Source organism: Parabacteroides sp. AF19-14 (genome assembly GCF_003635485.1).
Classification (GTDB): domain Bacteria; phylum Bacteroidota; class Bacteroidia; order Bacteroidales; family Tannerellaceae; genus Parabacteroides; species Parabacteroides distasonis.
Window position 1 is genome coordinate 84,197 of the sequence record NZ_QTMJ01000007.1, and the last position, 16,136, is coordinate 100,332.

General features: G+C 44.5%; 14 protein-coding genes. 9 read left to right on the plus strand and 5 right to left on the minus strand.

The window, feature by feature from the left end:
* Nucleotides 1–2 precede the first annotated feature (2 nt).
* Nucleotides 3–1,010, plus strand: a complete 1,008-nt coding sequence (locus DWX33_RS09175) for an NAD(P)-dependent oxidoreductase (protein WP_008778983.1) — start codon at nucleotides 3–5, stop codon at nucleotides 1,008–1,010.
* 3 nt (nucleotides 1,011–1,013) lie between these two features.
* Here DWX33_RS09175 and DWX33_RS09180 read toward each other — a convergent pair whose 3' ends face one another.
* From DWX33_RS09180 to DWX33_RS09205, 5 genes are all read right to left on the minus strand, one after another.
* The gene (locus tag DWX33_RS09180; RefSeq protein ID WP_122380243.1) at nucleotides 1,014–1,814 is read right to left on the minus strand and encodes a head GIN domain-containing protein; all 801 of its coding nucleotides are present in this window, start codon (nucleotides 1,812–1,814) and stop codon (nucleotides 1,014–1,016) included.
* Nucleotides 1,815–1,834: 20 nt separating this feature from the next.
* Nucleotides 1,835–2,611 carry a head GIN domain-containing protein gene (locus tag DWX33_RS09185; RefSeq protein ID WP_008778985.1) on the minus strand — a complete coding sequence of 259 codons (777 nt, stop codon included), beginning with the start codon at nucleotides 2,609–2,611 and terminating at the stop codon, nucleotides 1,835–1,837.
* Nucleotides 2,608–3,396, minus strand: coding sequence for a head GIN domain-containing protein (locus DWX33_RS09190; RefSeq protein WP_057317243.1), 789 nt, complete (start codon nucleotides 3,394–3,396; stop codon nucleotides 2,608–2,610). The genes DWX33_RS09185 and DWX33_RS09190 overlap by 4 nt, the downstream gene beginning before the upstream one ends.
* A gap of 151 nt (nucleotides 3,397–3,547) precedes the next feature.
* Nucleotides 3,548–4,372 (minus strand): head GIN domain-containing protein, encoded by an 825-nt coding sequence (locus DWX33_RS09200; RefSeq protein WP_005863610.1) that lies wholly within the window; start codon nucleotides 4,370–4,372, stop codon nucleotides 3,548–3,550.
* A 20-nt stretch (nucleotides 4,373–4,392) separates the two neighbouring features.
* Entirely contained in the window at nucleotides 4,393–5,202 is an 810-nt protein-coding gene (locus tag DWX33_RS09205; RefSeq protein WP_008773133.1) for a head GIN domain-containing protein, read from the minus strand.
* Nucleotides 5,203–5,314: 112 nt separating this feature from the next.
* Between DWX33_RS09205 and DWX33_RS09210 the strand changes: the two genes are divergently transcribed.
* The 8 genes from DWX33_RS09210 to DWX33_RS09245 all read left to right on the plus strand — a co-directional run bounded on the left by DWX33_RS09210 (nucleotide 5,315) and on the right by DWX33_RS09245 (nucleotide 16,127).
* Nucleotides 5,315–5,794 carry a pyridoxamine 5'-phosphate oxidase family protein gene (locus DWX33_RS09210; protein WP_005860241.1) on the plus strand — a complete coding sequence of 160 codons (480 nt, stop codon included), beginning with the start codon at nucleotides 5,315–5,317 and terminating at the stop codon, nucleotides 5,792–5,794.
* A 13-nt stretch (nucleotides 5,795–5,807) separates the two neighbouring features.
* Nucleotides 5,808–7,016 carry a hypothetical protein gene (locus DWX33_RS09215; protein WP_122380244.1) on the plus strand — a complete coding sequence of 403 codons (1,209 nt, stop codon included), beginning with the start codon at nucleotides 5,808–5,810 and terminating at the stop codon, nucleotides 7,014–7,016.
* A 469-nt stretch (nucleotides 7,017–7,485) separates the two neighbouring features.
* Nucleotides 7,486–8,622 (plus strand): 6-bladed beta-propeller, encoded by a 1,137-nt coding sequence (locus DWX33_RS09220; RefSeq protein WP_057317246.1) that lies wholly within the window; start codon nucleotides 7,486–7,488, stop codon nucleotides 8,620–8,622.
* On the plus strand, nucleotides 8,619–9,614 hold the full coding sequence (locus tag DWX33_RS09225) for a BF3164 family lipoprotein (protein WP_122380245.1): 996 nt from the start codon (nucleotides 8,619–8,621) through the stop codon (nucleotides 9,612–9,614). Before DWX33_RS09220 ends, DWX33_RS09225 begins: the two co-directional genes overlap by 4 nt.
* 118 nt (nucleotides 9,615–9,732) lie before the next feature.
* Nucleotides 9,733–11,295 (plus strand): ATP-binding protein, encoded by a 1,563-nt coding sequence (locus tag DWX33_RS09230; RefSeq protein ID WP_057329487.1) that lies wholly within the window; start codon nucleotides 9,733–9,735, stop codon nucleotides 11,293–11,295.
* Between the two features lie 69 nt (nucleotides 11,296–11,364).
* The gene (locus tag DWX33_RS09235; RefSeq protein WP_005860231.1) at nucleotides 11,365–12,264 is read left to right on the plus strand and encodes a serine O-acetyltransferase; all 900 of its coding nucleotides are present in this window, start codon (nucleotides 11,365–11,367) and stop codon (nucleotides 12,262–12,264) included.
* Between the two features lie 130 nt (nucleotides 12,265–12,394).
* Nucleotides 12,395–13,945, plus strand: coding sequence for a class I SAM-dependent RNA methyltransferase (locus DWX33_RS09240; RefSeq protein WP_005863595.1), 1,551 nt, complete (start codon nucleotides 12,395–12,397; stop codon nucleotides 13,943–13,945).
* Nucleotides 13,926–16,127: a S9 family peptidase gene (locus DWX33_RS09245; RefSeq protein ID WP_122380246.1), complete on the plus strand. Its 2,202-nt coding sequence runs from the start codon at nucleotides 13,926–13,928 to the stop codon at nucleotides 16,125–16,127. Before DWX33_RS09240 ends, DWX33_RS09245 begins: the two co-directional genes overlap by 20 nt.
* Nucleotides 16,128–16,136: the final 9 nt, after the last annotated feature.

Here is a 16,136-nt window from a genome sequence, read left to right on the forward strand (position 1 = left end):
ATATGAAGATATTGATAACCGGAGCGAGTGGTTTTATCGGCGGTTTCTTGGTAGAGGAGGCGCTTCGCCGTGGCTATGAGACGTGGGCGGGTATCCGTGCGGGTAGCAGTAAAGCGCATCTGCAAGATAAGCGGATTCATTTCATCGACTTGAAATATGGCGATCAGGAAGCGCTTACGGCTCAACTCTCAGACTTTGCCCGTGAGCATGGGGCATGGGATTATGTGATCCATAACGCCGGGTTGACGAAGACATTGGATAAGCGAAACTTTTTCCGTGTGAACGCCGAGAATACGCATCGATTTATCGAGGCTTTAGCCGCCGCCGGCTGCAAACCGAAGAAATTCCTCTTGATGAGCAGCCTAAGCAGCTATGGGCGAGGCGACGAGAAAACTTTCCGCCCGATACGCTTGGACGATCCGCAGCGGCCGGACACGGCTTATGGCCAAAGTAAGCTAGAGGCGGAGAACTACATCCGTAAACAAACCTATTTTCCTTACGTGATCTTGCGGCCTACAGGAGTATACGGGCCGGGTGAGAAGGATTATTTCATGGAAATACAAAGCGTAAAGTCGGGACTCGATTTCGCCGTAGGCGCTATTCCCCAGCGAATCACGTTTATCTATGTAAAAGATTTAGCGACCGTGGCCTTCCTTTCCCTTGAGAAAGAGGAGATAGAGAACCGGCATTATTTTGTAGCCGACGGAGATGTCTATACGGATGAGTCTTTTGCCCGTATGATACAAGATATCTTAGGAAAGAAGCGGGTATTGCATGCCCGTATACCGCTGGGATTGGTGCGTATCGCTTGCCACTGTTCAGAATGGATCGGTAAGTTGTTGAAGAAAAGTATGACGCTAAATAGTGATAAATACATCATCTTGAAGCAGCGTAACTGGATTTGCGATGTCACGCCTCTTCAAGATGATTTAGGTTTTATCCCAGCCTATCCTTTACGTAAAGGCTTGGAAGAAAGTATCGAATGGTATAAAAAGGAGGGGTGGTTGTAAGAATCACTCCACCTTCTCGATCTTACCGGAGCCCATTACCTTTTTTTGGATATCTTGGGGATCTCCTTTGTATTTTACGGAACCGCTACCGGCTATCTCTGCCTTGATTTTGTTTACGACAGAGGCTTCTATGTCTCCACTACCGGCAATCTTGCACTCAAGCTCATCCATGGTACAATCGAAAGCACGTACTGTACCGCTACCGGCGATCGAGAATTCAGCTATGCCTACGGTTCCCCCTAGAACGATCGTGTTAGACCCGGCCATATCCCCGTTTAATTCCTCACAATACACTTTATGGCCAACGAAATCTCCGCTACCGGCGATCTCTATCTTCAGGTTTGTAAAAGAGGCCGTGTCGTGGAATTGGATAATCCCGCTACCGGCTAATCCTGCCTCGAACTCCTCGGCTTGTAGAGGGGAATTTATATTTACATGGGTACTGCCTGCCGCCGCTAGTTTCTTTAGATTGCGGGAGTTGGCCGTAACCATGAACTCGGTCGGACGGAAATTCGTATGTTTCCTGAATTCTTTTTTCGGACGGATCTTAAGCTTATGGTTCTCTACATTAAACTCATATTTCTCGAAGATATTCCGGTCTGTCTTTATTTCCAAACATTCAGGAGCGTCGGATTGCGTGTAATTCACGACCATGCCTCCTCCCTCTAACTCAAGACAGTCATACTCGGAAACCGGGATGTTTTCCGTGGTGATATTGCCGTCTCCTTTTATGGTTTGTGTAGGGATACAGCTGCTTACTAGAAATAAGCCACATATAAGGAATAAAAGTGATATCTTTTTCATCTAATTGATTTTTGGGATGATTAATCTGCTTGTTTGATTTTTCCGACACCGGAGGCGGATTTCTGCGTATGCTCCGGATTGCCTTTATATTTAACGCTTCCCACACCAGAAGTGCTAGCGTCTAATTTCTGGGTAGCGTTCACTTCCATTCCTCCTACACCTGAAACTTCGCATTCCAGATCCTCAACGGGGCAATCGAACGCATATACGTGCCCTACACCCGATACGGAGTATTTGCCTTTCTTGATGTTTCCATTCAAGTAAATATTGCCGACTCCGGATATAGCTACCTTGAAAGTATCACAAGATAAATCAGCTAATTTCACGTCGCCTACGCCACTGATATAAAAAGACGTATTTGTCAGTTGTAGCGGTTGATCGGCGATAAAGTCGATGCTGCCACTGATCCCCGCTTCCTTCAGGTTCTTGGAACTTGTGTTCAATACCAGATGGGTCGGACAGATCTTCTTGCCGGATTTAGCCTTGATGATTAATTTGTGATCCTTATTCTCTATATCCAATAAGTCAAACAAATTCTCGTCCATGCTGATCTCCAACGAGGAGGCGCCATCTGTTTGGGTGTAATTACATATCGCACGGTTCTTCTTGTTGAACGGATTGATGCCTTTCGCCGATTCGATATTGGACCCTAGATGTATTTCCTCGAAATCATCTACTTGAATGGTACGGGTAACAATATTCTTGTTCCCATTGATACCTTTTCGAGCATTCTTACTGATACAACCTGTCGTAGAAAAGATCACCAGCAGACATAGGTATATAATTCTTGTTTTCATTCTTTTACTTCTTCTACGGTACCTTTACCGATTATTCTCTGTTGAACTGCTGTCGGGCCTTTGTAACGGATATTTCCTTTACCGATTACGTTGGCCTTTAAATTATCGGTAGCATGTACTTCCGCTAAGCCATTGCCTGTTACTTTGCAACTTAGCTGAGGAACCGCTAACCCAAAAGCGTGTATATCACCACTGCTGACGATACTGTAGTCTCCTTCTTTCGCGTTACCTTTCTTGATCGTTATAGAGCCGGAGCCATCGATATCACATTCGATCTTGTCGGCTTCCAGATGATTGACAACCATATTTGCGCTACCGGATACATTCAAATCCAGTTTACCGACCGTAACTGTCTCTTTCAGTTGCACCAAGCTATTGGCGTTCGCCTTAATAACGGTCTCGTCTCCGGTAAGCGGACTGTTTACCATGAAGTTGGCATTTCCGGAAACTTTTGCGGCGGCAAGCCATTTAGAATTCGTCTTTACGATAAACTTCGTGAAATGATCTACCTTCGCTCCTTTGAAAGCGATGGTTAAGACACGATCCTTCACCTCGATATTGACATAGGGATGAAGATTCTGGTCTACGGTAACCTCCACGGTAGCGGGAGCGTCAGACTGCTCGTAATTGAAATCAATTACGCCATCCACCTTAATCTCGTTATAATCGGCGACAGAAATCTTTTTCGAGGTCAATTTACCATCGCCTTTTACATGATCTGCGGCCCAACCGGTAGTGACCCATCCTAGGAAAAATACCATTAATAAGATAGCCTTTGTTTTCATAAGTATCGTTTTTGTGATTCTACTTTTTAATTTAGACTCTATAAATAAAGAGTTGGTTACAAAAATAGCAAGAAAAAGCTACCGGATATCACATCCAGTAGCTTTTTTAAATTTGATAATGTGTGTATTTTAAAATAATGTGTGTGTTCGATCAATTCGCACCTTGGATGGAGCCAGAGCCGGACTTTGATTTATTCACGTTTGCCGGGCCTTTATAGCGGATGTCTCCACTGCCCGAAACCGATAGGTTCATGTTATCTTTGGCATAAACACGGGCATCTCCACTACCGCTTACCGAGCAACTCAAATCATTGACAGATAAGTCGTATGCTTTTATATCTCCACTGCCCGATACGGAATAGCGGGCCTCGTCCGCCTTACCTTTCAAGGTGATGTCTCCAGAGCCTGAAACCTTGCTGGTAAGATTCTTGCAGTCCAAATCTTCAAAAACCAGATCGCCGGAGCCGGATACCGAGAACTCACCTAATCGTAATTTCACATTATGTGGGAACTTTACGTCGCTGGAGCCGGAAATCTTGATTTCCAGTTGATCCTCGGAAAAAGCGTTCTGCGCCTCAAAATCCATCGGGCCGGAAGTCTTTAAGTATTTCAGAGTCTTCGAGCTTCCTTCGATTACATACTGGGTCGGTTTGATACGGGTCCCGTCTTGTATGCGGATAGCTAACCGTCCGTTATTGGATTTGATCGAGAGGAGTGGGAATAGATTCTCGTCGATCGTAATTTTCAAGGAAGCGCTTCGTCCATGCGTATATTTGAATACCGGGAATTTCTTGTTGCTTCTATTTCCCCAAAAATTATTGCCGGAATATTCGATATTTCCACCCAGTTCGATCTCGCTATAGTTATCTACCGATATCTCTTTCGTAATTATATTCCCATTTCCTTCTACTTTACTAGCCTCTGCCATGAAGGCACAAAAGATAAGGGCTATTACCGCTACTAATTTTGTTTTCATCGTTCGTATGTATTAAATGTTTATTTGACTTTGTTGATCGAGCCGGAACCCATGATAGACTTACTGATCTCCGGATCTCCTTTATAATGAATCTCGCCACTACCTACGATATTAGCATCCAAGATTTGCGTGGCATATACGCTGATCTCGCCGCTGCTGGCGATATTACACTCTGCTTTACGTGCTTGGCAGTCAAAGGCTTTAATCTCACCACTTCCCGCTACATTGAATGAGGCACGATCTACGGTTCCTATTACCTCGATTTCCCCGCTGCTGGCGAGGCTGCAAGATAGGTTGTCCAGCTGTATATCCTTGGCGATGATATTTCCGCTACCGGCCATGTTACATTCGAGCTTATAACCTTTTACGGGGCCTCTCAACTCAACGTTTCCACTACCGGCCATATTGATCTCCATCCGGTTTACTTTCGTCGGTTTGCTGATAATGAAACTGCCGGAACCTACCGTATTCAACTCTTTTAGTTCCTTGGAGTTGGATTTTATCTTGTAGACGGTCGGCCTCAAGTCGTAGGAGTTATTATTAAAACCTTTCTTGATAGATTTCGGATAGATCTTTAACGTACCGCCTTCTACTTCGGTCACGAGGTAATCAAATAAGTTCTCATCGATCGTTACGGATAGATAAGGCGCTTTATCCGACTGTTCATACTCGAAATCAGCGGAGCCAACGAACGTAATCTCGTCGTAATCGCTAATCTTTATCTCCCGGGTTTCCGGATTTCCATTTCCATCGATACGTCGATCGGCGGCGAATCCGCAAACCGCGATCATCTGTATGCAGAATATAAAAAGTGATACTCTCGTCTTCATCGTCTTTAATTTTTTAGGTTCTTTTCTTAATAGACGAGCGAGGGTTATAAAGGGTTGCAGAAACAGATGATTTTTTTAATTTTGCATCAAGTTAGATTTAAACATAAGGAATATGAAGACACTTATACACACGGACAAGGAACAGATCGAATCGATTATCCGTCAGAGCGATGTTTGCTTTGTGGGCATGGCGGATACAGATGGAACGCCTTATGTATTACCGATGAATTTCGGTTATAAGGATGGCGTGATTTATTTACACTCGGCGCAGGATGGACGAAGCATCTCTATATTGGAACGTAATCCGAAAGTCTGTATTACGTTTAGTATTGACCATGCCTTGGTTTTCCAGCACCCGGAGGTAGCTTGTAGCTACCGTATGCGTTCGAAGAGCGTGATCGCTTGGGGAAAGGTCGCTTACGAAGAGGATTTCGACAAGAAGGTGGAAGCCTTGGATATTATCATGAAGCAATATTCCGATAAGACTTTCCGTTATAGCGATCCGGCGGTCCGTAACGTGAAGATTTGGACGGTAGATATAGACGAGGTCAGCTGTAAGGAATTTGGCGCTCCCCATAAGAAATCTTATTAAATCAATAAATGATATGAAAAAACTACTTCTTTTATTCGTTCTATGTCTTTGTTTTCCGGTGGTTGACAAGGCTTGTACCTCCATTATAATCACTGGAAAGGCTACTCCTGACGGGCGTCCGTTGATGTGGAAACACCGGGATACCGGCGCTCCGTATAACCATATCGGTTATTTTGACGAAGGTGGCTATCGTTTTCTGGGGCTGGTAAATAGCGATGATCCGGAGGGAGCCGTGTGGACCGGAAGCAATGAGACGGGCTTCTCTATCATGAATACGGCTTCTTATAACTTGAAAGACGATGATATAAAGGAGATGGATCAAGAGGGAAACTTGATGCGAAAAGCCTTGAGAGTCTGTAAGACGGTGCAGGATTTCGAGCATTTCTTGGATACCTTGCCTCGCCCGATGCGTGTGGAGGCTAATTTCGGAGTGATCGATGCTTATGGTGGCGCGGCTTATTATGAGACGAATAATGAGCGATATTATAAGAAAGACGCGAATGATCCGAATCTGGCGCCGGAAGGTTACTTGATTTATACGAATTTCTCTTTCGAGGGGCGTACGGATGAAGGCAAAGGGTATGTACGTTATGAGAACGCGAAAAAGATCTTTAAGGAAATGCGGGACGGAGGATTTACTCCTCAGCGTATCTTTCAACAGGCTTCCCGCTCTTTTTATAATAGCTTGCTGGATATCGATTTGATGGACAAAGAGCAAAGTCCGAACAATCGTACAGGCTGGTTTGTGGAGCAGGATTTCATCCCCCGTCTAGAAAGTACGGCTTCTATCGTAATCCAAGGCGTAAAATCCGGTATGAATCCGGAATTGACAACGATGTGGACTGCCTTGGGATATCCTCCTACCTCTGTCGCTATTCCTCTTTGGGTGAAAATGGGAAAGGAGCAAAGCGCTTTAGTTACTTACGACGCATCCTATAAAACAGCCCTATTAGATTGGTATTCCGTTCAATTACAGAAGAATGTCTACTCCATACATCGTGGTAACGGCCAAAAGTATTTGCATTGGCAACTGTTATGGAATGATGACCAATCTGGTTATATCCAACAGCTTCGTGCGGTAGAGAACCGGATTTTCGATTTATTCGACGCTCATAAGACGGAGTGGGAGCAAAATGGATTGGATACAAAGGAAATACAACGGCTGTATAAGGAAGTCGATAAGCTCGTAAATAAAGCCTTCTTGGGGCTTCAAAAATCATAACCATAAGGTATTTTGTTGATAGTGAAAAATACAGTAAGTATTTAAAATATACGTATTGATAATGTCTTTATAATCAGATTGATAAAAAGTTGATGATGTTTCCGGAAAAACATGTACGTGTTTTTCCGGAAACACGTACGAGAATTTGTGAAAACACGTACGTGTTTTGGGAAACAGATAATGAGGTTTTAAATGCATTTGGAAAAATGTACAATAACTATGTGGAAAATAAGCACTGTATCCCCTTCTAATTATCGAAAGTTTTTAGGGTTATATCCCAACAGGCCTTTTTCCCAGTACTACTCCTTCCTTTGTAGAATATATACTTCAAGTGCTCTAGGAGATATACTTCATAGGCCAAGGAAGTAGTACTTCTCGTGAATTCCGATTGTGCGCTTAGGAAAACTTGTGCAGTTGGCGTATTTCAAAAAGTTACGTATATTAGCGGTCTGAATCTAATATGAAAAACATGAGAAAACTATATTATTTAGTGATGATAAGTGTGGCTTCCATTTTGACCGCATGCGAGAATCGATCGGAAGAGTGGGACGTGGTGGATTTCGGAAACGATTGTGCGGTTGGCTTGCAGGAACATTTGGAATGCAGATTCATTCCTTTGGAGACGAAGGATAGCGTGCTGTTAAAAGATCTCTACCGGGTTTGCTGGGTGGACGATCGTATTTTTGTATTCGATAGAAGTGATGAGATAAATGCGCTTTTTGTATTCAGTGATCAAGGAAATTTTATTACTCGTGTAGGCTTGCGGGGACAAGGGCCGAAAGAGTATCTTTATCTAACTCACTTTTTCGTGGATGAGAAAGAGCGAATCTTGACATTGGTGGATTTTGGTGGGACGGCCTTATTGCGTTATGATCTGGATACCTATCAATATATATCCACGCAAGATGTAGCTGATTATTTTGTGGACTGCGCCCCTTTGGATAAGGAGAATTGGATTTGGTATTATCCTTTGGGATTTGCGACACCGCAAAGGGAAAACTTCTATCTGAAAGCCACGGACAGGAAAGGAGAGCAAGACGCATTGTTGGGATCGGCTTATTTCACGTCCGGCCATACGATCAATGGGAGCAAGACGTTGCATGCCTTTGCTGGGGATTGGTATGCGCATTTCCCCTTTACCCCCGAAGTATGGAAAGTGAAGGACGGGATGTTGGAGCCTGCTTATAAAGTTCGCTTCGGAGATAAAAGTATGCCTCCTATCGAGTATGTCAAGGAGAAAGGGAGAGGCGGGAGAGATTTCTCTGGCGATCTGTTTCGCTCCGGCTATGTAAATTCTTTTGGGCTGCTGGAGACCGAACGGATCCTGCATGCGACCTATATGTGCGATAAGGTAACTTACTTCGGATTTTATGACAAGGATAGGAAAGAGGCATTCTCGTATGCGTTCCCCAACTTCATAAGGGCTACGGGGTTGACAGGCTTTTACGGTATTTGCGGAGTGTATAAAGATTATTTTATCGGGAAGATCAGTTCGACGGTGCTGTTGCGTAATCAGATACATTATGAGGATTTGAGACGGATAGCGGAGAATCGTACACAGGACGATAATCCGATCTTATGTTTATTTAAAATAGAAAGGTCATGAGAGTATTGTATGGGATTATTGTATTCTTCGCTTTGTTTCTTCTCGCTTGTTCCGATGCAGAAAGAGAAGAAAAACGGCTGGAGGGAAATTTGTTAATGAAAGGGGATTCTGGTGTATGCTATGATGGGATTGGTCTTACCGAGTCTTATTTGGTGTTGTTGGCTCGTGGGTGTGATACGATCATTCAAGTATTCGACAAAGATGATTTGTCGCACCTGCATGCGTTTGCGTTGAAAGGATATGGTGCCACTTATTTCTCTAATCCGGAGTTTATGAAGTCAAATACAAAAGAACCCGCCGGAAAGGATGAGTTCTGGATCGTGGATAACCAACTTACATTTAATAAGATGCAGGTGCTGGCGGATTCTTTGCGTTTTGATCGGAAATATATACTAATACCCGAACTTGTTCCCTCTACGCATTATAATGTCACCACGAAAGAAGTTTATGCGGTTCCGATCGTAGAGAAAAATGTTTATGGTCCTTTCTGTTATGCGAATCGGGAAGAGGGAATTTATTGGGTGGAGCCACCAAAAGTAGCAAGAACGTATCGTTCTTGTAAGCACGTCGCTTATTTGCCTAATCTTTGTGTGAATGAGCGGCAAAACAGTGTGGTTGCTGCCTTGCGTTTCTTCAACCAAATTGATTTTTACGATTTGAAGGGAACTTATCAAAGGAGCTTTACGTATGGGAAGGAACCTATCGTGCCTTTATTGAAGAAAAATGACACCCAAGTGGATGTTCTTGGAACGACGAAATGCTTTATCGATATATTCGGTACGGATCAGTATGTATATTGCTTGTACGATGGTTCTGTGGATTTTTCTAATTTATCCACATTGCTGGTTCTTTCTTGGGATGGCAAGTTAAAGAAGCAATTGAATTTTGATCGTTCAATAAAGAGGATCGCCGTAGATTCCTCCGATCGCTTTTTGGTCGCCTTGGCCCAAGATGAAAGTGGAGTATTGGATGTGGTAAAATACCTGTTGTAAATGATATTCTTGACAGGCTGAAACCCCGTTTTCTCGAAAGCGAGTTCCTGATTGGAGATGTAAATAACTTGTGGAAGACAAGAATAGTAATTATCTTTGGAACAAAAGTGAAAAGATAATGACAAACAGTATCGTACGCAAACTGCCGATAGGTATACAGACCTTCGAGAAGATAAGGGAAGGGAATTATGTATATGTGGATAAGACGGAATGGGTGTGGCGGATGGCCTCGTTGGAGACACCGTTTTTCCTAAGTCGTCCCCGTAGGTTTGGAAAGAGCCTTTTGCTTTCTACTTTTGAGGCTTATTTTAAAGGAAGAAAAGATCTGTTTAAGGGATTGGCTATCGAACGGTTGGAACAGGATTGGATTGAGTATCCGGTGATCCATTTGGATTTGAATGCCAAGAAATTTGATACAGGGGAGGATCTGATTCGTCTTGTGGATAGGCAGTTGCTTGTTTACGAGGCTATATATGGTTCTAGTGATGCGGATGAGACGATTGATGACCGTTTGTTTACCTTGTTACGCTTGATTTGTGAACAGACAGGAAAACGGGTGGTCGTTTTAGTGGATGAGTATGATAAGCCTCTTTTGCAATCATTTGATAATGAGAAATTGCAAGAGGAGTATCGCCTAATGTTGAAAGCGTTCTATGGGGTGTTGAAAAGTGCGGATCGCTATTTGCGCTTTGTATTCCTAACCGGGGTGACAAAGTTCTCTCAAGTTAGCGTGTTTAGTGACTTGAACCAGTTGAACGATATTAGCATGGACTGGCAATTCGCAACGCTTTGTGGCATAACACGGGAAGAGTTAGCGACGAATTTTGTACCGGAGATAGAAGCCTTCGGGAAAAAGAATAATTGGTCGTTTGTTGAGGTGGTAGAGCGGATGGAACGTAATTATGATGGGTATCATTTCCATCAAGATGGAGTGGGAGTGTTTAATCCGTTCAGTATACTGAATGCGTTCAATAAGCTGGAGTTGGAGAGTTATTGGTTTCAGACGGGTACGCCGACCTTTTTGGTGAGCCTCCTCCGTAAAAGTAATTATGATTTACGGCTTTTGATAGATGGTATCGAGGCGCCTGCTGCTTCATTCACTGAATATCGAGTAAACACCAATAATCCGATTCCGTTGATTTATCAGAGTGGATATTTGACGATAAAGGATTATGATCGGGAATTTCGTAATTATTTATTGGAATTTCCGAACGAAGAAGTAAAATATGGTTTTATTAATTTCTTAGTCCCTTACTATACCTCCATTTCCAAGGAAGAGCAGAGTTTTTATATTGGTAAATTTGTACAAGAATTACGGACAAAGGATATAGATGCTTTCCTTTCCCGTCTCCAAGCTTTCTTCGCTGATTTCCCGTATGAGTTGAACGATAAGACCGAACGTCATTATCAAGTGGTTTTCTATTTGGTCTTTAAGTTGATGGGGCAATTTACTGAGGCGGAGGTGCGAAGTGCCAGAGGACGTGCGGATGCGGTGGTTAAAACACCAAAATACATTTACGTCTTTGAGTTCAAGTTGAACGGAACCGCCGAGGAAGCCATATGGCAAATCGATGAGAAAGGTTATTTGGTTCCTTATCAGGCGGATGGGCGTAAGTTGATAAAGGTTGGCGTGGAATTTAGCGCTATAGAACGTAATATTAGTCGTTGGCTGTATTTTTGATGCCTCTTCGTGAAGGTGTTCTCAAATAAAATACTATTTTTGCGCATTATAAAGAATATTCCGCAAATAATGGATATACAGAGGCATAGTAGCGTATTGGGCGATACGGTGGAGAAGCTGTCGGATGAGGCATCGTATAAACAATTGTTCCATGCGTACAGGGATGAGGAGGCGCTGCCCTCGGGCGAGGTGCTGAAAGAGATCATCGATCTATGCCGTGCGATCCTGTTCCCCGGTTATTATGGGAATGCCCGTATCAGTAAACAGACGATCCGTTTTCATACGGGCGTAAATGTTGAGACTCTTCATTCTTTATTATCCAAGCAGGTTTATGCGGGACTTTGTTTCGCGGATACATCTTGCGTGACTTGCCCGGAAGAAAAGATCTCCGCTGAGGCAGAGGCTATTTCGGAGGCTTTCATCTCTACGCTTCCGGAGATTCGCGGTCTGCTGGCTACGGATGTGGAGGCGACTTTCAATGGCGATCCCGCCGCTCAAAATCTAGGTGAGGTCATATTTTGTTATCCCGGTTTCCGGGCGATCGGTAATTACCGGATCGCCCATCAATTGTATAAGCTCGGGGTTCCTTATATTCCTCGTATGATTACGGAGATGGCACATTCCGAGACCGGTATCGATATCCATCCGGGCGCGAAGATCGGTCATCATTTCTCGATAGACCACGGGACGGGTACGGTGATCGGCGAGACGAGCGTGATCGGCAATTACGTCCGAATCTTTCAGGGCGTCAGCTTGGCGGGAGAGAAACTTCCCCCCGATGAGAACGGTAACGCTATCCGTGGCGTAGCCCGTCATCCTATCTTGGAAGATCATGTGACAGTATATTCTAATTCCACCTTAATCGGTAAAATCCGGATTGGCAGAGGGGCTACGATATGTGGTAACGTCTGGATAGCGGAGGATGTACCGGCAGGGAGTACGGTTACACAATTGAAAATTGAGAATTGAAAATTATCAAGAGGGTAGCTGGAAGGAGATCGAAGCATGTCAGAGAGCGAAATGAGAATAATTAATAATAAACAACGTAATACGCAATTGGGAATAATTTTCAATTCTCAATTCTCAATTTTCAATTAAAATGAGCGAGACATTTGAAATGGTGGCCAAAACCCTATACGGGTTGGAAGAGATCTTGGCCGAGGAGTTATTAGCTTTAGGTGCCAACGACTTGCAGATCGGTCGTCGTATGGTTTCCTTTACGGGTGATAAGGAATTGCTTTATAAAGCGAATTTCCACTGCCGTACTGCCCTGCGCATTCTGAAACCGATTTATCATTTCAAGGCCAAAGATGCTGATACCGTTTATAAAGAGGTGAAAAAGGTAGAGTGGGAGAAGTATTTGTCGCTGGACAAGACGTTCGCGATCGACTCGGTGATCTATTCCGAGGATTTCAATCACTCGAAGTTTGTCGCTTACCGTACGAAAGACGCTATCGTGGATTATTTCATCGAGAAGTTCAAGAAGCGTCCGTCCGTTCGTGTCAATAACCCGGACTTATATATCAATATCCATATTTCGCATAACGATTGTACCTTATCTATCGATAGCTCCGGCGAGTCTTTGCACAAGCGTGGTTATCGGGTGGATCAAACGGAAGCTCCGTTGAATGAGGTGTTGGCTGCCGGCATGATCCTAAAAACCGGTTGGAAAGGAGAATCTAATTTCGTAGATCCGATGTGTGGTTCCGGTACATTGTTGATCGAGGCTGCCATGATCGCCTTGAATATCGCTCCGGGTATCCATCGGAAAGAGTTCGCTTTCCAGAAATGGGTGGACTATGATGAGGAATTGTTCGATCGTATTTATAATGATGAGAGCGGGGAGCGTGAGTTCGCTTTCCATTGCTATGGCTCCGATATTTCCCAAGCCGCTATCGATATCGCCTTGGAGAATATCCGTAGCGCTGGCTTGATGAAATATATCGATCTGAAGGTGAAACCGTTCCAACAATATACAGAGGCTCCGAAGCCAGGTATATTGGTGACGAACCCACCTTATGGAGAGCGTATATCATCTCGTGATCTATTGGGATTGTATAATATGATCGGCGAGCGTTTGAAACATGTGTTCATGGGATATAAGGCTTGGATTTTGAGCTATAAAGATGAATGTTTCGATAAGATCGGCTTGCGCCCGAGCGAGAAGATCAAATTGATGAACGGTTCCTTGGAGTGCGAATACCGTTGCTATGAGTTATTTGAGGGAACCAATAAGGACTTCAAAAAGGCATTGAATGAGGATGGAGAGGAGCGTCCGCACAGATCGGAAGGCTCTTTCGAGCGTAGAGGCAATGATCGTCCAAACTTCCGTACGGGTCGTGTGGATCGTCCGGAGCGTCGTTTCGCCGCTGCCCATAGCGAGGATGATGAGGAGCGTTTCGCTTCCATTCCGGGGAAACGTATCTTTGGAGAGGATCGGGGAGAGGACCGTCCGGTCCGCAAGAAATTCGTGGATGCCCCGGTTCGTAAGCCGATCAAGCCAAAAGGAGAACGTCCTGTGAAAATGCGTTATCGGGATGAGGATGACCGTAAGAAAGGGTTTGGCGATCATAAGCGGGATGGAAAGCGCCCATTTAGCAAACCTATAAAGCCTATAAAACGGAGAGGGTATGATGATTATGAGGATTAAATCATCTTTATTCATAAGCCTATGTCTGATTTTATTAACGATGTCGATTACCGCCCAAGATAAGCAACTCTCCTTGCACGACTTGATTCCGGGAGGAAAAACGTATAGCCGCTTCGTACCTCGTGACTTGAAACAGTTACGATGGTGCGGGGACGAGTACTTATATGTTAAGGGAGATAGCGTGTTAGGAGCTAAGCCGGGGAAAAAAGAAGAGGTCCTTTTTTCGTTGGAAAGACTGAATGGGACCTTGACGGCGGCAAATCTGCAGACGGTTGGTTCCTTGCCTAGCTTTTCGGTACCCTATGAAAGAGGTTCGGTCTTGGCTTTTACTAGCAAACAGCACCGGATTCATTATGACTATAAGAAAAATAAGGTAGTCGCTGATTATGCTTTGAAGAATAACTGGGCGAATTATGACTTTTGCCCGGCTACGAATAACTTAGCTTTTACGGAGGGAAACAATGTGCATATTTTATCCCCGGATGGACGAAATACGATTGTTACACGTGAAACACAGGATGGAATCGTATGCGGACAGGCTGTCCATCAACGGGAGTTCGGGATTACGAAAGGTATGTTTTGGTCTCCTAAAGGTTCGGCTCTAGCGTTTTATCGTATGGATGAGCGTATGGTGACCGCTTACCCGCTGGTGAATATCGATACTCGTTGCGCTACGCCGGTTCCTCATAAATATCCGATGGCTGGAATGAAGAGCCATGAGGTTACGGTGGGTGTCTATCAGGTAGCTACCGGGCAGACGGTTTGGTTGGAGACAGGCTTGCCGAAAGAGAAATATTTAACAAATATCGCTTGGAGTCCGGATGAGAAGAGTATTTATATCGCTGAGTTGAATCGTGAGCAGAACGAGATGCATTTGGTGCGGTACTCTGCCTTGACGGGAAAGAAAGAGGCTGATCTGTTTACCGAGACGGATCGTTGTTATGTGGAGCCGCAGCATCCTGTGCTCTTCTTGCCGAACGATCCGGATAAGTTTATCTGGCAGAGTGAGGCGGATGGCTATAACCATCTATATCTGTATGATACGACTGGAAAGGAATTAAGGAAGCTAACCGGTGGGGAATGGGTGGTTACCAAGGTGCTAGGCTTTAGCAAAGACGGAAATAAGGTGATTTTCGAGGGAACGGCACCTCATCCCGTATCTCCGAATATGCAAGGAACGGGGATGCAACGTTATATTTGGGAGACGGATTTGAGAACGGGTGATATCATGAATTGCTTGAGTTGGAAAGTGGGCGTGCACCGTTGGTTGCTGAGTCCCTCCGGCGAATATGCGATTGATTATGTAAGTTCTCCTTCTACCCCGAGGGATATCGATTTAATCCGTGTAAAGGACGCTAAAGTGATTTCTACCTTACTTTCCGCTCCGGATCCCTTTAAATTGTATCGGATGCCGCAGATCAAGGTTGGACATATCCTTGCCGCCGATGGTAAGACTCGCTTGAATTACCGGTTGACTTTACCGCCGGATTTGGATGAGACGAAGAAGTATCCTACGATTGTCTATGTATATGGAGGCCCTAAAGTACAGCTTGTTACGGGCGACTGGCAAAACGGGGCTCGTGGTTGGGACCTCTATATGGCACAGAGAGGTTATGTGATGTTTACCGTGGATAGCCGCGGCTCGGCAAATCGTGGACATGCTTTTGAGAGCGTGATTCATCGTAATTTGGGTATCAATGAGATGGCGGACCAAGTGAAGGGTGTCGAGTTCCTGAAATCTTTGTCTTATGTGGATACCGACCGTATCGGGGTACATGGCTGGAGTTATGGCGGTTTTATGACAACGAACTTGATGCTGACTTATCCGGAGATCTTTAAGGTGGGCGTGGCCGGAGGGCCGGTTATTGACTGGAGCAATTACGAGATTATGTATGGCGAGCGTTATATGGATCGCCCGCAGGATAATCCGGAAGGTTATAAGAACGCGAACCTGAAACTGAAGGCCGGTAATCTGAAAGGCCATCTGCTGATGATACATGGGGATATCGATCCGGTGGTAGTGTGGCAACACAGCCTAGGTTTCTTGAAGGCTTGCGTAGAGGCTGATACTTATCCGGATTACTTTGTTTATCCTCGTCATGAGCATAACGTGACCGGTAAGGACCGTCCGCATTTGCATGAGAAGATTACGAGGTATTTCGATGATTACTTGAAAAATTGAGAATTGAAA